Below are 15,733 nucleotides of genomic sequence, written 5' to 3' on the forward strand. Positions count from 1 at the left end.
TGACGGCGTGCTCAGCCACTCACAGCTCCTGGGCGAACTTGACGGACAAGCGAGCGAAAACCCACTGGCCGAGAGCCAAGGTCAGAAGGGTGACGACAGCCGCGAGCGGCAGCCACAAGGTGAACAAGTCAGGAACCTCAGCAGCCGCCGGTGAAGCGAGCTGACCGCGGTTGAGCGTCGACCTCCAGAACGCCCAGTGGAACACTTCGACGCCCACTGTCATCGGATTGACCTGATAGACATTGAAAGCTGGCCCAAGAACGTGCTCAACCTGACTCCACAAATAGAGCACCGGAGAGGCCCAGGTAACCATCATGATCAGCAGATCGACAAGATTCTCTGAGTCCCGGAAGTAGACGTTCACCGCGCCAAAGAACAGTCCCAGACCGACGGCAAGGACAGAAACCATCGCGAAAGCTGCGACCAGAGCCAGAACGGACCAGACCGTGGGCAGCCACCCAAAGAAGAGACACACGACGACGAGGATCAGCACCTGCGGAAGGAAATGAGCCGCCGAGACCCACACGCTAGCCACCGGAAAGAGCTCACGCGGAAGGTAGATCTTGCGGATCAAGTCTCGGTTCCCGACGATCGATCGTGTCGCATTGCCGAGAGCCTCGGTAAAGAAATTCACCAGAACGATGCCTGCGAAAAGATAGATCGGATAGTTCGGTGTGGAACCCTGCACATTGAGGAACAGGCCGAGGGCGACATAAAACACAAGAAACTGCAGTCCCGGCTTCATGTAGGACCACAGGATCCCCAGAGCCGATCCTCGGTAGCGGACTCTGATTTCCTTGCGGACAAGAAGCTTGAGAAGGAACCGATTCCTATAGACGTCTTTGAGTCCGCCACTTCGACCCGGGAAAGTGAGGCCAGCCTCAGGATCCATCGTAGACGGCACGGTCATGCCTCGGCCTCAGCGGCCACGGCCGCTTCTCCACCAGAGTCGGCACGACCGGTGTCGAAAACAGTGTGCTTGGTGAAGGTCTCGCGCCATGCGTCAATCGAGGTAACTTTCGGCATGCCTGCGCGATAGCGCTCCGCGAGCTGCTCCCAGTCCCGGTAAAGCCGCGCATGAAGCCTTGTGGCTTCGGCCAGCATGCTGCGCAGCAGCTCGGGCTTCCTCTGGTACCACGACGCGCCAGTGCCCTCCGCGTTCGAGACAATCACGCTGTCATACCCGGCAAGGCGCCACCACTTGTTGTCGCGGTGCGCCAAGAAGCCCTGGGGCCGCACGGTCGAGTCCTCGAGCGGTGCTCGCAGCAACTGCCGGCTTACCGTCTTGAGTGCCCACGGCACGAGCTGCTTCTTAGACGGAGCAATCGCGGGTCCGCCTGTCAGACTGCGGCCTGCCTTGGGCGACGGGAAATCATCGACGTCGCTTCTGATCTGCGCATCAGAGTACTGGGCTCGCACCGCATTGATCTCGGGAAGCTTGGCCGCGAGTTTATTGTGCAGCCCTTCCGGTCCGTCGAACAGATCCCGGAGCGCCATGATGCGTCCGTGCTGAGTGAAGTACTGCATGGAAACTAGATGCTTGACGTCGTTCTGGACGGACTCACGCAGGACTCGTCCGCTCTTAGCAAATTCACTGTGGAGGAGTGCGGTAATGGTGCGGTTGCGCTCATGGAAATACGCCTGCCAACCGACAAGGTCATCCTTGTCGACCCACGACACGTGCCACACCGCAGCGCCCGGGAAGCTCACCGTGTTGAACCCGGCGTTCCGTGCCCTGAGCCCGTATTCGGAGTCGTCCCATTTGATGAACACTGGCATTGCGAGACCGATCTCCCGCATGACCTCAGTGGGGATGAGGCACATCCACCAACCGTTGTAATCGACGTCCGTACGACGGTGAAGCCACCGCGTCTGGCGGAGATTCGATCGGCTGAAGTCGTGGCCGAGCTCCATGTCTTCATGCGGCGGCGCAGGCTGGACTCGGTGGAGGTCCACGACTTCGCCGAACGTGTGGAGGGTCGTCCGGTTGTAGAGGTCGAACATGTGCCCACCGACGATGGTCGGCTTCCGGCACAGATCAGCGAATGTCACAAGGCGCGTGATGCTCTCAGGTTCGATCACCACGTCGTCGTCAAGCAGGAGAGCGTAGTCGTGACCACCTTCTAGCGCCTCAAACATCCCCCTAGCGAATCCGCCGGAGCCTCCAAGATTTGTCTGTTCGATGACACGCAGGCGTCCGCCGAGCCCGGCCTCGATCTCCAGAAAATCGGGATGGTCGCGGACCTTATCCGTACCTTGGTCGACGATGAGAATTTCGCGCACCGCGTCAAGTCGATCGAGGCTGTCCGCGAGAATACGCGCATTGTCGATACAGAACTGAGGCTTGTTCACCGTCGTGATCTGCAAGGTGATGGACGTCTCACGAACGCGAGGCGGAACGAGTCCCTCCCATCGCGCCGACGTCAGTTCAAGGCCGTCCACACTCGCGTTTACGTCGAACCAATACCAGCCACCGTCGCCGAACGGCTTCAGAGTGAGATCGAATACTGTCGCCGTCCCGTCGCCGTCGACCCTCTTCCCGGCGACGCGCTGGATGGCACCGCGAGCATTCGTCTTATAGACGACGACGGCGCCTCGCCCCTTAGTCTCGACGACCAGCCGGATCTCGCGCACCGACGTCCACCGACGCCAATAGCTGGCAGGAAAAGCGTTGAAGTACGTGCCAAACGAAACGTGCTGTCCCGGGCGGACCGCCATGGACTCCCGAGAGAGAAAGTCCTCATAGTGCGCCTCAGCCTCGCTCGAACTCACAAGATTGAGCTTGTCCTCACGGCGCTTGGGGACGCGATACATTCCGTCGTCCTCCACCAACCGAACGCCGTTGGCCGAGCCCGCATCGACATACAGCGGAACAACGTCCGCCTGACCCTCAAGCGGCAGAATGGTGCGCTGAAGGAGGCCCCAGCGAAGCTCCACAGGAGCCTCCGCCGTCGTCACTCGTCCACTCCTCCGCTCACAAGGGCCGCGTTCTCGGTGAAGTGTGGCCCGATCTTGTTGTCGAACATGCTCAGGGCAGAGCCAATTGCCATGTGCATGTCGAGGTACTTGTAGGTGCCGAGGCGACCGCCGAACAGGACCGACTTCTCGGTCTTGGCGAGATCGCGGTAAGCGAGAAGCTTGGCGCGATCCACCTCAGTGTTGATCGGGTAATACGGCTCGTCGCCCTTCTCCGCAAAGCGCGAGAACTCTCGCATGATGACCGTCTTCTCGGTCTGGTAATTGCGCTCGGGATGGAAGTGGCGCGGTTCGATGATGCGCGTCCATGCAACGTCGTCGTCGTTGTAGTTGACCACTGACGTGCCCTGGAAGTCGCCGACGTCGAGCACTTCCTCTTCGAAGTCGATCGTGCGCCACGAGAGGTCGCCCTCGGCGTAGTCGAAGTAGCGGTCGACGGGCCCGGTGTAGATCACCGGCACATTGCCGACTACGTTCCCCTTGCTGATGGGCTGCGACTCGTCGAAGAAGTCAGTGTTGAGCTGGACCGTGATGTTCGGGTGGTCGGCCATGCGTTCGATCCACGCGGTGTAGCCGTTGGTCGGCAGGCCTTCGTAGGTGTCGTTGAAGTAGCGATTGTCGTACGTGTACCGCACTGGGAGGCGCGAGATGATGCCGGCGGGCAAGTCTTTCGGGTCCGTCTGCCACTGCTTGCCCGTGTAGTGCTTGATGAACGCCTCGTACAACGGGCGTCCGATGAGCTGGATGCCCTTGTCGTTGAGGTTCTGCGGGTCGGTGCCCGCGAGCTCGCCCGCCTGCTCCTCGATGAGGGCGCGAGCCTCCGACGGCGTGTAATTGGCGCGGAAGAACTGGTTGATGGTGCCCAGGTTGATGGGGAGTGGGAAAACTTCGCCCTTGTGCACTCCGTAGACGCGGTGCACGTAGTTGGTGAAGCTCGTGAACTCGTTCACGTACTCCCACACACGCTGGTTGGACGTGTGGAAGAGGTGGGCTCCGTAGCGGTGGACCTCGATCCCCGTTTGCGCATCATCTTCGCTGTACGCGTTGCCACCGATGTGATGGCGGCGATCGATCACGGTGACCTTGAGGCCCAGTTCCTTGGCGGCCCGCTCGGCCACCGTAAGGCCAAAGAAGCCAGATCCGACGACGACGAGATCAGCGTCCACAAATTCTCCTGTAATCGGGGCATGCCAGCGCTCAGAGCACGGGTCTTCCTGCGGTCCAAGACTACCGGACACAGCCGCCTGCCCCGCGAGAGGGCAGGTTATCCACATAGCCCGGTCCCGGGTGGCGAAATGTCGGCACCCCTCCATAGCCTTGATTGCGGGACAAGGTTGGGGGCCATGGAACTTCACTTCACACTCATCTCGCCCGGCGCGACACGACGGGACGTCCGCGAGGACTTCGTGGCCGAGGTCGCCGAGGGCGAGCCAGGACGCGAGCTCGCCGACCTTCTCGCTCGCACGCGCAACGCGACGAGAATCACAGTCGAAGGCGAGCCGCTCGGATCGCTTGTCGTTGGGGTCCCGCCCCTTCACGACGGTGCACTGCTGCTCGCGAACGGCGCGGCTCCCCTTCGCCACCCAGACTCGCGTCTCGACCTCGTTGTCCGCACGGGGCCAGCCGCCGGCACGTCATTCCCCCTCGCGCGTGGGCTCCACGTCATCGGACGCTCACCTGGTTCAGATATCTCAGTCGACATCCCCCTCCCCGACCCCGACGTATCGCGCCATCATGCGAAGCTCATCGTCAGCGAGACCTCAGCGCGCGTCATCGATGCCGGCAGCGCTAACGGCACGTGGGTTGGCCGTCGCCGGACGAAGTCCGCGACGCTGCGAACGGGCGATCGCGTGAGGATCGGCTCCTCAACGCTCTCACTCGAGTTTCCTGAAGCGACCGCCCTCGACGAGACGGCGGGGGACCACCACGGGCCACCCCTGCGCGTCGAGCAGTCTCAGACTCCGCGCCGCGGTGCCGCGACCGCGATGATCGTCCTTCCCCTCATCGTCGGGATCGGAATGGCAGTCGTGACGGGCCAGTGGACGTTCCTTGCCTTCACGGGGCTTTCCGTTGTGACTGCTTTCGCCGCCGGGCTCGGCGCCCGCGGGGCACGCGGCTCCTTCCGAAGACGGCTTGCACGGGCCGTCGAAAGGGACTTGGAGCGCAGGACTCTCTCGGCCCCGGACGCAATCGAACTGTGCAGGGCAGCGGGCTCCCCCGCACGGAATGGCCCACCCCGCGAGAACCTCGTCGTGCGCCTCGGCACTGCCCGTCAGCCCGCGGACCTCAGCCTCGAACCGACGGACGGAACGGACATCCCGCACCATGCAGCCGCGCCGGTGACCGTTGCCGTCCTGGGCTGTATCTCGGTCCGCGGACCGGGGAACGCTGTTGAAGGCCTTGTCCGATTCGCCCTGCTCCAACTCGCCTCGACGTCCGCGGCATCGGGGCTCCACATCGTCGTTGCTGGCGGTTCGCCGACGCTTCGGCTTGCCGCACGCTTTCTCCCCCGGATCAGGGTGCTCCCGGATGCGAAGGTCGCGCGCGCAGCGGCGGCCCACCCGGACCTGCCCCGGGAACGCGGCGTCGTCGTCCTTCTCCCGCCCCTTGACCGGGAGCCGGCCGCCCAGCTTGCCGCGGCGGCGGCCTCCCGAGGTCTCGGAGTGATCGACGGCATCCGGGTCGGCGCCGCAAACACCGAAGTCGATCTCAGCGGCTCAAGGGCCGCGCTCACGACGCAGGGACAACGCTCCGAATTCGTGGCCGACTTACTGCCGGCACGGCCCTTCGAAGCCGCAGCCCGGAAGCTTGGGCAGCGAAAGTCAGCGAACGACGGCGGCGCCGTGCCTTCGCGGTGCGGCCTCGCCGAAATCCTCGGGGTCGAGACGGACGACCTCCTCCTAAGCTGGAGCCCACCTAAGACGGCACCTGGTCAAGGCGAAGCCCCAATGTGGATCCCATTAGGGCGGAGCGCGGGGGGAACAGCCGGCTTGGACCTCGTAGCCCACGGCCCGCACCTCCTCGTGGCCGGCACCACTGGCTCAGGCAAGTCCGAGCTGCTCCGGACCCTCGTGTGCTCGGCCGCTGCAGCCCACTCACCCGCCGCGCTCACGTTCCTCTTCGTCGATTTCAAGGGCGGCTCAGGCCTCGCACCCCTTGCCGGTCTTCCGCACTGCGTCGGCCTCGTCAGCGACCTCGAAGGCAGCATCAACCGGACCCTCAGATCTTTGAGGGCCGAGCTTGCGCGGCGCGAACGCCTGTTCGCCGAGGCAGGCTGCGCGGATATCGCGGGGTACAGCTCCCGCGAACGCAGGGAGTCAGTTCCGAGGCTCGTGATCGTCGTCGACGAGTTCCGGATGCTCGTCGACGGCGCCCCCGAATCGCTCGCGGAACTCCTTCGCGTGGCAACCATCGGCCGGTCCCTTGGCATTCACCTCGTCATGGCGACCCAGCGGCCGCAAGGTGCCATCAGCACGGACATCCGAGCCAATGTCTCATCGATGATCGTCCTCCGAGTTGCCAACGAGTCTGAGTCCCGCGACGTGCTCGGAACGCCCGACGCCGCGCGGATCCCGGCGGGCGTCCCGGGACGGGCGTTCCTCGCCACGCCGGGAGAGGGGCTCGTCGAATTCCAGACTGCCTCGCTCGGCTTGGCGCCCGCTCGGGCGCACGGAAGTCGACTCATCACCGCACACAAGTGGCTGCAGTGGGGCACCTGGCGAGAGGACAGCTCGCGCACCTCGCCCGAGGAGGCAGCGGCCCCGTTCGTCGCCTCAGCCCAGCACGCCTGGCGAGAGCTGAGGGGTGCTCGGCCGCGGCCCCCGGTGGCGGAGCCGCTCCCCGACCGCGCGGGACCCGCTCCCTTGGCCCGAGGCCGGCGGGTACCTCTCGGGATGGCCGACTTTCCCCACGAACAGCGCACCAAGATTCTGCGCTGGTCCCCCGACGAACAAGGCCATCTCGCATTCATCGGTGCTCCGCAGTCGGGCTCCCGCGACGCTCTCGCGGCCTTGGCCTTCCACCTCGCCGAGGCTCCCGCTGAATGGCACCTGTACGTCCTCGACGCCGACGGCACGCTCGCTGGCCTGTCATCGCACCCGCGGGTGGGGGCCTACGTGAGCCTCGACGACCTGCGCCGCGGGGCACGAGTCCTCGATCGGCTCGCGGAGGAAGTTGGCCTTCGCCGTGCGACCGGAGGCGCGGCTTCGACCGACGCACCACCTCGTCTCGTTCTCATCGTGTCCGGGTGGGGCAGCTGGGTCGCCGCATGGCGCCAGAGTCCCCAGGCCCGCGCGGAGGAACAGCTTACGGACCTCGTACGGGACGGTGGCACGAGCGGTCTCGTGATCGCCGCTTCGGGCGAGCGCGATCTCGCGGCGTCTCGCGCGTTCGCGGGCATTCCATGCCGGCTCTTCTTCCCGTGGGGATCACCTGACGAGGCCCGGCTCGGCTGGCCTCGTCTCATTCCCGAGGGCAATCGCCCGGGGCGAGCGATCGCGGCGGGGACACTCTCCCCGGACACGCCGGTCGCCGTTCATTGCTTCGAGCCACCGCTGGACCACTTCGGCGCCTCGCCCCGCCGCGCGGCGCAGGAACCGTTCAGGGTGCGGGAGCTTCCGGCCGTGGCGGCAGCGGGCAGCATCGTGGCGGAAAGCTCCGCGACCAGGGTCGTCGACGGGCCACGCTCTCCGCAACCGCTCCCTTCCCCGCCGATCGCGGCTTCCCGCCGTGTCCAGCTCACGATCGGACTGCACGGCGACGAAGCATCGCCGCTCTCAATCCCTCTCAGTCCGGGTGGCGTGCTCCTCGTGCTCGGGTCGCCAGGCTCCGGCAAGAGCTCGTTCCTCGAGGCCCTGCCGGTCATGAATCCCGGCGCGGCCACGTGGCACACGGGCTCGGGAGCCGCACACAAGTGGACCGAGGCCATCACCAGCCCCACAGCGACACCCGATTCGGGAGGCCTCCGCATCCTGCTCGTCGACGACGCCGACCGCTTGAACGCGTCGGAGAATCAGAAACTCCGTTCAGCCCTTGACGCGGGCGCGGCGATCGTGGCGACGGCGAGTTTCAGCGCCAACCTCTACGCCCAATGCCCGCTGGCCCTCTGGGCCCGATCGTCCGGCGTGGGAATCGCTCTTCGACCCCGATCACCGTCCGATGGGGATGCGTTCGGCGTCCGCCTCGATCCGCCCATCGCGGCTCCGCCAGGGCGCGCCGTGGCGGTCGTGGAAGGCCGAGCCGTCGATGTCCAGCTTGGATGGGCCGCGCCCACCCAAGTCATTCGGGAGGCGTCTCCCGGGCAGAACGCTGCGTGACCGCGAAAACGGGCCTGCTGAACAGCAGGACGACGGCGGCTGCCGCGGGGACGAGAATGAGGAGGCCGTAGGCGATCGATCCACCCGTGAGTGCAGGGAATCCGATGGTGGCGGCGAAAAGCTGCACGACGAGGACGACAGATCTCGCCCAGCGATAGCCACGCCACAGGAAGATCCCGGCCGTCGCGACCCCCACGCCGAACACGGCGAGGAGCACCATCATGAAAGCGGCCCCCGCGGGAGAAACCTCAGCCTGTCCGGACACCAGGCCAACGGCGAAGAAGACCGCGAACGCCAACAATGCGACGGCTTCCGTCAGGACGATGCCGACGAGCACGGCGAGCTGAACCGGCCTGCCCCGGAACGGCCCTGAAGGGGTCGATGACTGCACAGCCTGAGACTACTCGCAGTCTGCAGAACGACCCGACGGATCGAGCCCGCCGAACGGCTCAAATGTGATAAATCCCTCTCTCGTTCAGGCCCAAATCCTCGTCCGAACCCCTTGTTTACACACAGTTAACGTGACAACCTTAATGAAGTTGACCGCGGGGCCCCACAGGCCCCTTTGCTTTGGGACGACTCGTGAAAATCTTCACAAGGCTGGTCCCCCTGAACACGGAGTACTTCTAGAACTATGGATTGGCGTGATCGAGCAGCCTGCCTCGACAAGGACCCCGAGCTTTTCTTCCCTGTTGGGAACACGGGCCCGGCGCTCCTCCAGATCGAGGAAGCCAAGAGTGTCTGCCGCCGCTGCCCGGTGATCGATACGTGCCTGCAGTGGGCCCTTGAGTCGGGTCAGGACGCCGGCGTTTGGGGCGGCATGAGCGAGGACGAGCGCCGCGCCCTCAAGCGGCGAGCCGCCCGCGCACGGCGCGCTTCCTGAACCCACCCGTACTGCGAACGCAACGCCCGTCGAGCCCACGGCTCGGCGGGCGTCGTCGTTGGCCGAGCCTCCCCGGCCCAGCCCAGCCGACAGCGGTGCGCGGCCTCAGCTCCGGCCCAGCTGCAGCGTGATGGTGACCTCGGTCCCGCCGCCGTCGCGTGGACCCCAGTGAATCGAGCCGCCGAGCTCGCTCGTCACCAGGGTGCGCACAATTTGGAGGCCCAGCCCTTCGTGCCGGTTCTGCTGCCCCGGCATGCCCACGCCGTCGTCCGCCACCGTGACCTCAAGCGTCTCCTCGCCCGCTTCGTCCTGCCCGCGGCGGGCGATGAGCCACACCGTGCCAGAACGATCCTCGAGCCCGTGCTCGACGGCGTTCGTCACGAGCTCGTTGATGACGAGCGCCAGCGGGGTCGCGAGGTCACTCGGCAGATGCCCAAACGTCCCCTCCCGCTCCGTCGCGACATGCTGATTGCCAGTCGCGACCTCGGCCGAGAGCCTGAACTGGCGGTCGATGAGCTCGTCGAAGTCGACGTTCTGGGCGAGGCCCTGCGAAAGGGTCTCGTGCACGAGCGCGATCGTTGCGACGCGCCGCATAGCCTGCTCGAGCCCCTGCCGCGCCTCTTCGCTCTTCATGCGACGTGACTGCATGCGGAGGAGCGCAGCCACCGTCTGGAGATTGTTCTTGACTCGGTGATGGATCTCGCGGATCGTGGCATCCTTCGTCACGAGCTCCATCTCGCGCCGGCGCAGCTCGGACACGTCACGGCACAGGACGAGGGCGCCGAAGCGCTCGCGCTCGTCGCGCAGCGGAATCGCCCGGAGGGACAGGCTCACCCCACGCGACTCGATCTCGCTGCGCCATGGCATGCGGCCCGTGACGACGAGCGGCAGCGTCTCATCGACGAGCCGGCGGTCCTTGAGAAGGTTCGTCGTCAGCTCGGCGAGCGAGCGGCCTTCGAGCGTGTCGATGCCGCCGAGCCGCCGGAACGCCGAAACGCCGTTCGGGCTCGCATACTGGACGATCCCCTCCGCGTCGAGGCGGATCAGTCCATCGCCGACGCGCGGCGCGCCGCGCCGGGAGCCCGTGGGGGAAGCGAAGTCCGGCCACAGGCCGAGCGTGCCCATGCGGAGGAGGTCATACGCGCACTGCCGGTACGTGAGCTCGAGGCGCGAGGGCATGCGCGAGCTCGACAGGTCCATGTGCGAGGTGACGACTGCGAGCGTGCGACCGTTGCGCACGAACGGCACGGCCTCGACGCGAAGCGCCATCTCGGCGCTGAAGCTCGTCTCGTGGCTGCGCTCGATCGTCTGGCTCTCCCAGGCACGGTCCACGAGCGGCTTGAGGTCGCCGCGAATCCTCTCCCCCACGATGTCCTCGTGGAAGACCGTGTGCGTCGTCGAGGGACGCACATGCGCGAGCGCCGTGTAACCGTCCTGGGGATCTGGGAACCACAGCGCGAGGTCCGCGAAGGCCAGGTCCGCGATGAGCTGCCAGTCGCCCACCAGAAGGTGGAGCCACTCGGCGTCGCCCGGACCGAAGTCAGCCTGTTCCCGGATGGTGTCCGTGAAGAGCGCCACCGTACCGCCTTGTCGAAGAGAGAACGCGCCGACCGCGGGGAACAACGTTCCCCGCGGCCTCCGGAGCGCGCGTCAACAATACAGACAGCCCGTGAGGAAAGATGCCTCAGTGGCGCACGATGGACCGGAGCAGCCTCAATGCTACCGACAGGGACGCCATGTCGTCGCTCTCGAGCGCGTTGACCTCGCGGAACATGGTTGCTGCCCTGCCCAGAGACTCTGCGTTCTCCGCCTCCCACGCTGCCAGCCGCTCCTCGGGGGCGGTGCCCGCCGGCGACATCTCCATGATCGAACGGGTCATGTCCGCAACCGTGCTGTAGAGGTCATCGCGGAGGGCCGCGCGCGCGAGCGCCTGCCAGCGGTCCCTGCGGGGAAGCGCCGTGATCCGCTCGAGGAGCGCGTCGACGGTAAAGCGGTCGAACACCGTGTAGTACACGCCCGCGATCTCTTCGACGGACTCGTCCGAGGTCTGGGCGATCCGGGCGATGTCGAGAAGCGCGTAGCTCTCGAACAGCTCGGCCCAGCGGTGCGCGAGTCCCTTCGGGAGGCCCCACTCGTTCGCCCGCTCGAGCCAGCTCGCAACGCGCACAGCGTCCTGACCACGCAGGAACTGCAGGAGTCGGGCTCGAAGCGCCGCCGTCGGTCCCGCGTACAGCTCGACGACCTCGCCGATCGTGCGGCCGCTCGTGCCCTGGTGGATAAGCCACCGGACGGCGCGGTCAAGGAGGCGGCGGATGTCGTGATGGATCGCGGTCCAATGCTCGGTGGGGAACGACGCCGGAAGCGCGTTGAGCGCGTCGGTCATCTCGTCGAGCTTGTACACCTCGCGGAGCGCGACAAAGGCCTTCGCGACGGCCGCGTCGGTCGCGCTCGTCTCCTCGATCGCGCGGAACGCGAACGTGATGCCGCCAAGGTTGACCATGTCGTTCGCCACGATCGTCGAGATGATCTCGCGACGCAGGGGGTGCGTGTCGAGCTCGGACCCGAAACGCTCCCTCAGCTCCGCCGGGAAGTAATTCCGCAGAGTGTCCTCGAACCACGGATCGTCGGCGAGATCGCTCTCCAGAAGCGACTTCGCGAGCTCGATCTTGGCATAGGCCGCGAGCACCGAGAGCTCGGGCGACGTGAGGCCCTGACCCTGTTCGAGGCGGCGGTGGAGCTCCGCCGTCGTCGGAAGCGCCTCGAGCTCGCGGCTGAGATCAGCGTTGACCTCGAGCCAGTCCATGAGCCGCTCGAGCGCAGGGCTGAGCGGAGCCACGAGAGCCCTGTCGTTGACGAGCAGGATGTTCTGGTCGATGTTGTCCTCGAGCACCAGCCGGCCGACGTCGTCCGTCATCGATGCCAGGAAGCCCGCGCGCTCGCTCTCGGCAAGCTTGCCCGCCGCGACCATGCGGTCCACGAAGATCTTGATGTTGACCTCGTGGTCGGAGCAGTCGACGCCGGCAGAGTTGTCGATCGCGTCCGTGTTGAGGATGACGCCCTGAAGCGCGGCCTCGATGCGCCCGCGCTGGGTGAAGCCGAGGTTGCCGCCCTCCCCCACGACCTTGACGCGCAGCTCGCGGCCATCGACGCGGATCCCGTCGTTGGCCTTGTCGCCGACCTGAGCATGGGTCTCGGTGCTCGCCTTGACGTACGTGCCGATCCCGCCGTTGTACAGGAGGTCGACGGGCGCGAGCAGGATCGCGCGGAGAATCTCATTCACGCTCAGCTGTTTGGTCTCCTCGGGCAGCCCGAGCGCCTCGCGCACCTCTGGCGAGACCGGGATCCACTTCGCCGTACGCGGGAACACCCCGCCGCCCGGGCTCAGGAGGTCCTTGTTGTAGTCGTCCCACGACGAGCGCGGCAGGTCGAAGAGCCGGCGGCGCTCCGCGAACGACGTCGTCGGGTCCGGATTCGGATCAAGGAACAGGTGGCGGTGGTCGAACGCCGCGACAAGACGGATGTGCTCGGAGAGGAGCATGCCGTTGCCGAAGACGTCGCCGGACATGTCGCCTACGCCGACGACGGTGAAGTCCTCGGTCTGGGTGTCGACGTCGAGCTCGCTGAAGTGCCGCTTGACCGATTCCCACGCGCCGCGGGCGGTGATGCCCATCGCCTTGTGGTCGTAGCCGACCGAGCCGCCCGACGCGAAGGCGTCGCCGAGCCAGAAGCCATACTCCGCAGAGATGCCGTTCGCGATGTCGGAGAACGTGGCGGTGCCCTTGTCCGCCGCGACGACAAGGTAGGGATCGTCGTCGTCATGACGGACGACGGCGGCGGGCGGCACCACGCGCTCGCCCTCGCCGGGGGCCGTCACGCGGTTGTCGGTGAGATCGAGAAGGCCTCGGATGAACGTCTTGTAGCTTTCGATGCCCTCGGCGAGCCACGCGGCGCGGTCGACGGCCGGGTTCGGCAGACGCTTCGCGAAGAAGCCGCCCTTCGCGCCGGTTGGGACGATGACCGCGTTCTTGACGACCTGGGCCTTGACGAGGCCGAGGATCTCGGTGCGGAAGTCCTCGCGGCGATCGGACCAGCGCAGCCCGCCGCGGGCCACCTTTCCGAAGCGCAGATGGACGCCCTCAACGCGCGGCGAGTAGACCCAGATCTCGAAGAGCGGCTTCGGCGACGGGAGGCCCACGATATCGGCCGGACGCAGCTTGAGGCTCAGGTACGACTTGCCGAGGTAGAAGTTCGTGCGCAACGTCGCCTCGATGAGGTTGATGAACGTGCGCAGGAGGCGATCGGCGTCGAGCGTCGGGACCTGCTCGAGCGCCTCGACGAGCTCGGCGCGGAGCCGCTCGGACGCGGCGGTCCGCTCGTCCTCGGCGAGGCTCGGGTCGAAGCGGGCTTCAAACAGCGCGATGAGGCGCCGCGTGACGGCAGAGTTCGCGAGGAGCGTGTCCGCGATGAAGCCCAGCGAGTTCGTGTTCCCCGTCTGGCGCATGTACTTCGCATAGCTGCGGAGAATCACCACCTGGCGCGAGCTCATGCCCTCGCGGAGAACCAGACGGTCGAGCAGATCCGATTCGGTCTCGCCGGCGAGCGCGGCGCCGAAGGCGTCCGCGAGAAGATCACCGGTCGCAAGCGGATCGACCTGCGCGGGATATTTGAGGCCCAGATCGTAGAGGAAGAAGTCGCGTGCGTCCGCGGTCTCGATCTCGAACGGCTTCTCGTCGAGGACCTCGAGGCCGAGATTGTGGAAGTACGGGAGGATCTGGCTCAGGCTCTTCGGCTCAAGGAGGTAGAGCTTGACTCGCGCGTCCTCCTCGAGTTCGGCGCCAACGCCTTCGGGGACGTAGACCCGCACGGCCGGGCGCTCGGGCATTTCCTCGCCCTCGGCCTTTTCTGCGGCCTCGCGCTCGGTCGCGTAGTCCTCGAACCACTGGATATCGTCGAGCGCGTCCTCGATGCTGTAGTCGACGCGATACGCGGCGGGGAACGCCTCGGACCACACCGCGGCGAGATGCTCGGCCTCGTCGAGCGTCCGATTCTCGTGGAGGACCTGGGCGATCCCCTCGGCCCACGAACGCGTTGCCGTCACGAGCCGCTGCTCGAGGGCATTCATGTCGACTTCCTTGGCGGACGCGCCCTTGGGGAGTCGGATGCGGAAGTACAGGCGCGCCAGCGCGGACTCGCTCAGATGGGCGTCGTAGTCGATCTGGTCGGAATGGAACTCCTTCTCGAGCTCGACCTCAATCCTCCGGCGGACGGCGGTGTTGTAGCGGTCCTTGGGGAGATAGACGACGGCGTTCATGAAACGCCCAAAGAGGTCCGGCCGGAGGAAGAGGCGCGTCCGACGGCGTTCTTGGAGGAGCTGGATCCTCATGACGGTGTCGAAGAGGAGCTTCGCGTCCATCTGGAAGAGCTCGTCGCGCGGGTACGTCTCGAGGATCGCGAGGAGGTCCTTGCCCGAGTGGGAATCAGCAGGGAAGCCCGATTGGCGCATGACCGACTCGATCTTGTCCTTGACGATCGGGACGCTCCGCGCCGACTGCGTGTACGCCGACGAGGCGAAGAGGCCGATGAAGCGGCGCTCGCCGTCCACCTGGCCCTCCGCGTCGAAGCGCTTGATGCCGACGTAGTCGAGGTAGGCAGGACGGTGGACGGTGCTGCGGGAGTTGGCCTTGGTGACGTTGAGGGCGCGCCGTTCGCGGGCGTGGGCCTGGCCCTCTGCCGTGAGGTGTTGGAGGGCGTGGGCGCCGTCGCCGCGCAGGAGGCCGAGGCCGCTGCCCTCGACGAGTTCGAGGACGTCTTCGCCGTTCTCGGTCTTGAGGTCGTATTCGCGGTACCCGAGGAAGGTGAAATTGCCTGCCTCGAGCCAATGGAGGAGCTCTTGCGTGGGCTTGAGGTCGGCGATGTCCTCGCCGCCGACCACCTTGTCGAGGCTGCGCGCGATCTCGAGGGCCTTCGCTCGCATAGGCTGCCAGTCGTCCACGGCGGAGCGGACGTCCCCGAGCACACGCCGGATGCCTTCGCGCAGCTCGTTCTTGCGAGCGGCCGAGATCCGATCCGTCTCGATCGTGATCCACGACTCCATGTGCGTCGTCACGTCGCCATCCGACACCAGGTGGCTTAGCTTCGGGAGCGCCGCCGTGTCGCCGCTCGCGAGGCCCCACTGCGCCGGCACACGTTCGACGCCGACGAGGACGCCGTCATCGCGGCGCCGCGTGACGACGAACATCGGGTGTACGACGAGGTGGATCGCGCAATGCGCGCGGATCAGTTCGGCACTCACGGAGTCGACGAGGAACGGCATGTCATCCGTGACGATGTAGACGATGCTGCGGCCGCCTTCGTCGACGATTTCGATCTTGGCCGTCCCGGCGTTCCGCTGTTCGGCGAGGTTGCGATGGCGCCTCGCGCGCTCGGCGAGCGTTTCAGTGGAGTAGGACTGGCGGTCCTCGTCCGCGAGATGCTCGTAGTAGTCGGCCAGGAAACGAGGCTCCTGCTCGGAGGTGGGGAACGGGGTCTGCTGCGCAGTTCCGGTCGACACGGTGAAAAT

8 protein-coding genes are annotated in these 15,733 nt (G+C 66.0%); 2 read left to right on the forward strand and 6 right to left on the reverse strand.

What is annotated here, in order from left to right; translation table 11 throughout:
- Positions 1–19: 19 nt before the first annotated feature.
- The 3 genes from RBS12_RS13105 to glf are packed head-to-tail and all read right to left on the reverse strand — an operon-like array spanning position 20 to position 4,142.
- On the reverse strand, positions 20–910 hold the full coding sequence (locus RBS12_RS13105) for an ABC transporter permease (RefSeq protein ID WP_307966560.1): 891 nt from the start codon (positions 908–910) through the stop codon (positions 20–22).
- Positions 907–2,958 carry a glycosyltransferase gene (locus RBS12_RS13110; protein ID WP_307966561.1) on the reverse strand — a complete coding sequence of 684 codons (2,052 nt, stop codon included), beginning with the start codon at positions 2,956–2,958 and terminating at the stop codon, positions 907–909. Before RBS12_RS13110 ends, RBS12_RS13105 begins: the two co-directional genes overlap by 4 nt.
- The gene (gene glf / locus RBS12_RS13115; protein WP_307966562.1) at positions 2,955–4,142 is read right to left on the reverse strand and encodes a UDP-galactopyranose mutase; all 1,188 of its coding nucleotides are present in this window, start codon (positions 4,140–4,142) and stop codon (positions 2,955–2,957) included. The genes RBS12_RS13110 and glf overlap by 4 nt, the downstream gene beginning before the upstream one ends.
- A gap of 177 nt (positions 4,143–4,319) precedes the next feature.
- Here glf and RBS12_RS13120 point away from each other — a divergent pair, with 177 nt between their 5' ends.
- A complete protein-coding gene (locus RBS12_RS13120; protein ID WP_307966563.1) occupies positions 4,320–8,291 on the forward strand; it encodes an FtsK/SpoIIIE domain-containing protein in 3,972 nt (1,323 codons plus the stop codon).
- Here the strand turns inward: RBS12_RS13120 and RBS12_RS13125 are convergent.
- A complete protein-coding gene (locus RBS12_RS13125; protein ID WP_307966564.1) occupies positions 8,254–8,682 on the reverse strand; it encodes a hypothetical protein in 429 nt (142 codons plus the stop codon). The two genes, RBS12_RS13120 and RBS12_RS13125, sit on opposite strands and share 38 nt — an antisense overlap.
- 243 nt (positions 8,683–8,925) lie before the next feature.
- Between RBS12_RS13125 and RBS12_RS13130 the strand changes: the two genes are divergently transcribed.
- Positions 8,926–9,174, forward strand: a complete 249-nt coding sequence (locus RBS12_RS13130) for a WhiB family transcriptional regulator (protein WP_043127419.1) — start codon at positions 8,926–8,928, stop codon at positions 9,172–9,174.
- Between the two features lie 105 nt (positions 9,175–9,279).
- Here RBS12_RS13130 and RBS12_RS13135 read toward each other — a convergent pair whose 3' ends face one another.
- Both RBS12_RS13135 and RBS12_RS13140 read right to left on the reverse strand, forming a co-directional pair.
- The gene (locus tag RBS12_RS13135; protein ID WP_307966565.1) at positions 9,280–10,752 is read right to left on the reverse strand and encodes a histidine kinase N-terminal domain-containing protein; all 1,473 of its coding nucleotides are present in this window, start codon (positions 10,750–10,752) and stop codon (positions 9,280–9,282) included.
- Between the two features lie 106 nt (positions 10,753–10,858).
- A complete protein-coding gene (locus RBS12_RS13140) occupies positions 10,859–15,724 on the reverse strand; it encodes an NAD-glutamate dehydrogenase (RefSeq protein ID WP_373886523.1) in 4,866 nt (1,621 codons plus the stop codon).
- Between the last annotated feature and the right edge of the window lie 9 nt (positions 15,725–15,733).

It is taken from the genome of Sinomonas sp. ASV322 (assembly GCF_030908245.1).
Lineage (GTDB): Bacteria > Actinomycetota > Actinomycetes > Actinomycetales > Micrococcaceae > Sinomonas.

Excerpts from the sequence above, each read along its gene's own strand:
- RBS12_RS13105 (WP_307966560.1), bottom strand. The coding sequence starts at position 910 with ATGACCGTGCCGTCTACGATGGATCCTGAGGCTGGCCTCACTTTCCCG.
- RBS12_RS13120 (WP_307966563.1), top strand. The coding sequence starts at position 4,320 with ATGGAACTTCACTTCACACTCATCTCGCCCGGCGCGACACGACGGGAC.
- RBS12_RS13130 (WP_043127419.1), top strand. The coding sequence starts at position 8,926 with ATGGATTGGCGTGATCGAGCAGCCTGCCTCGACAAGGACCCCGAGCTT.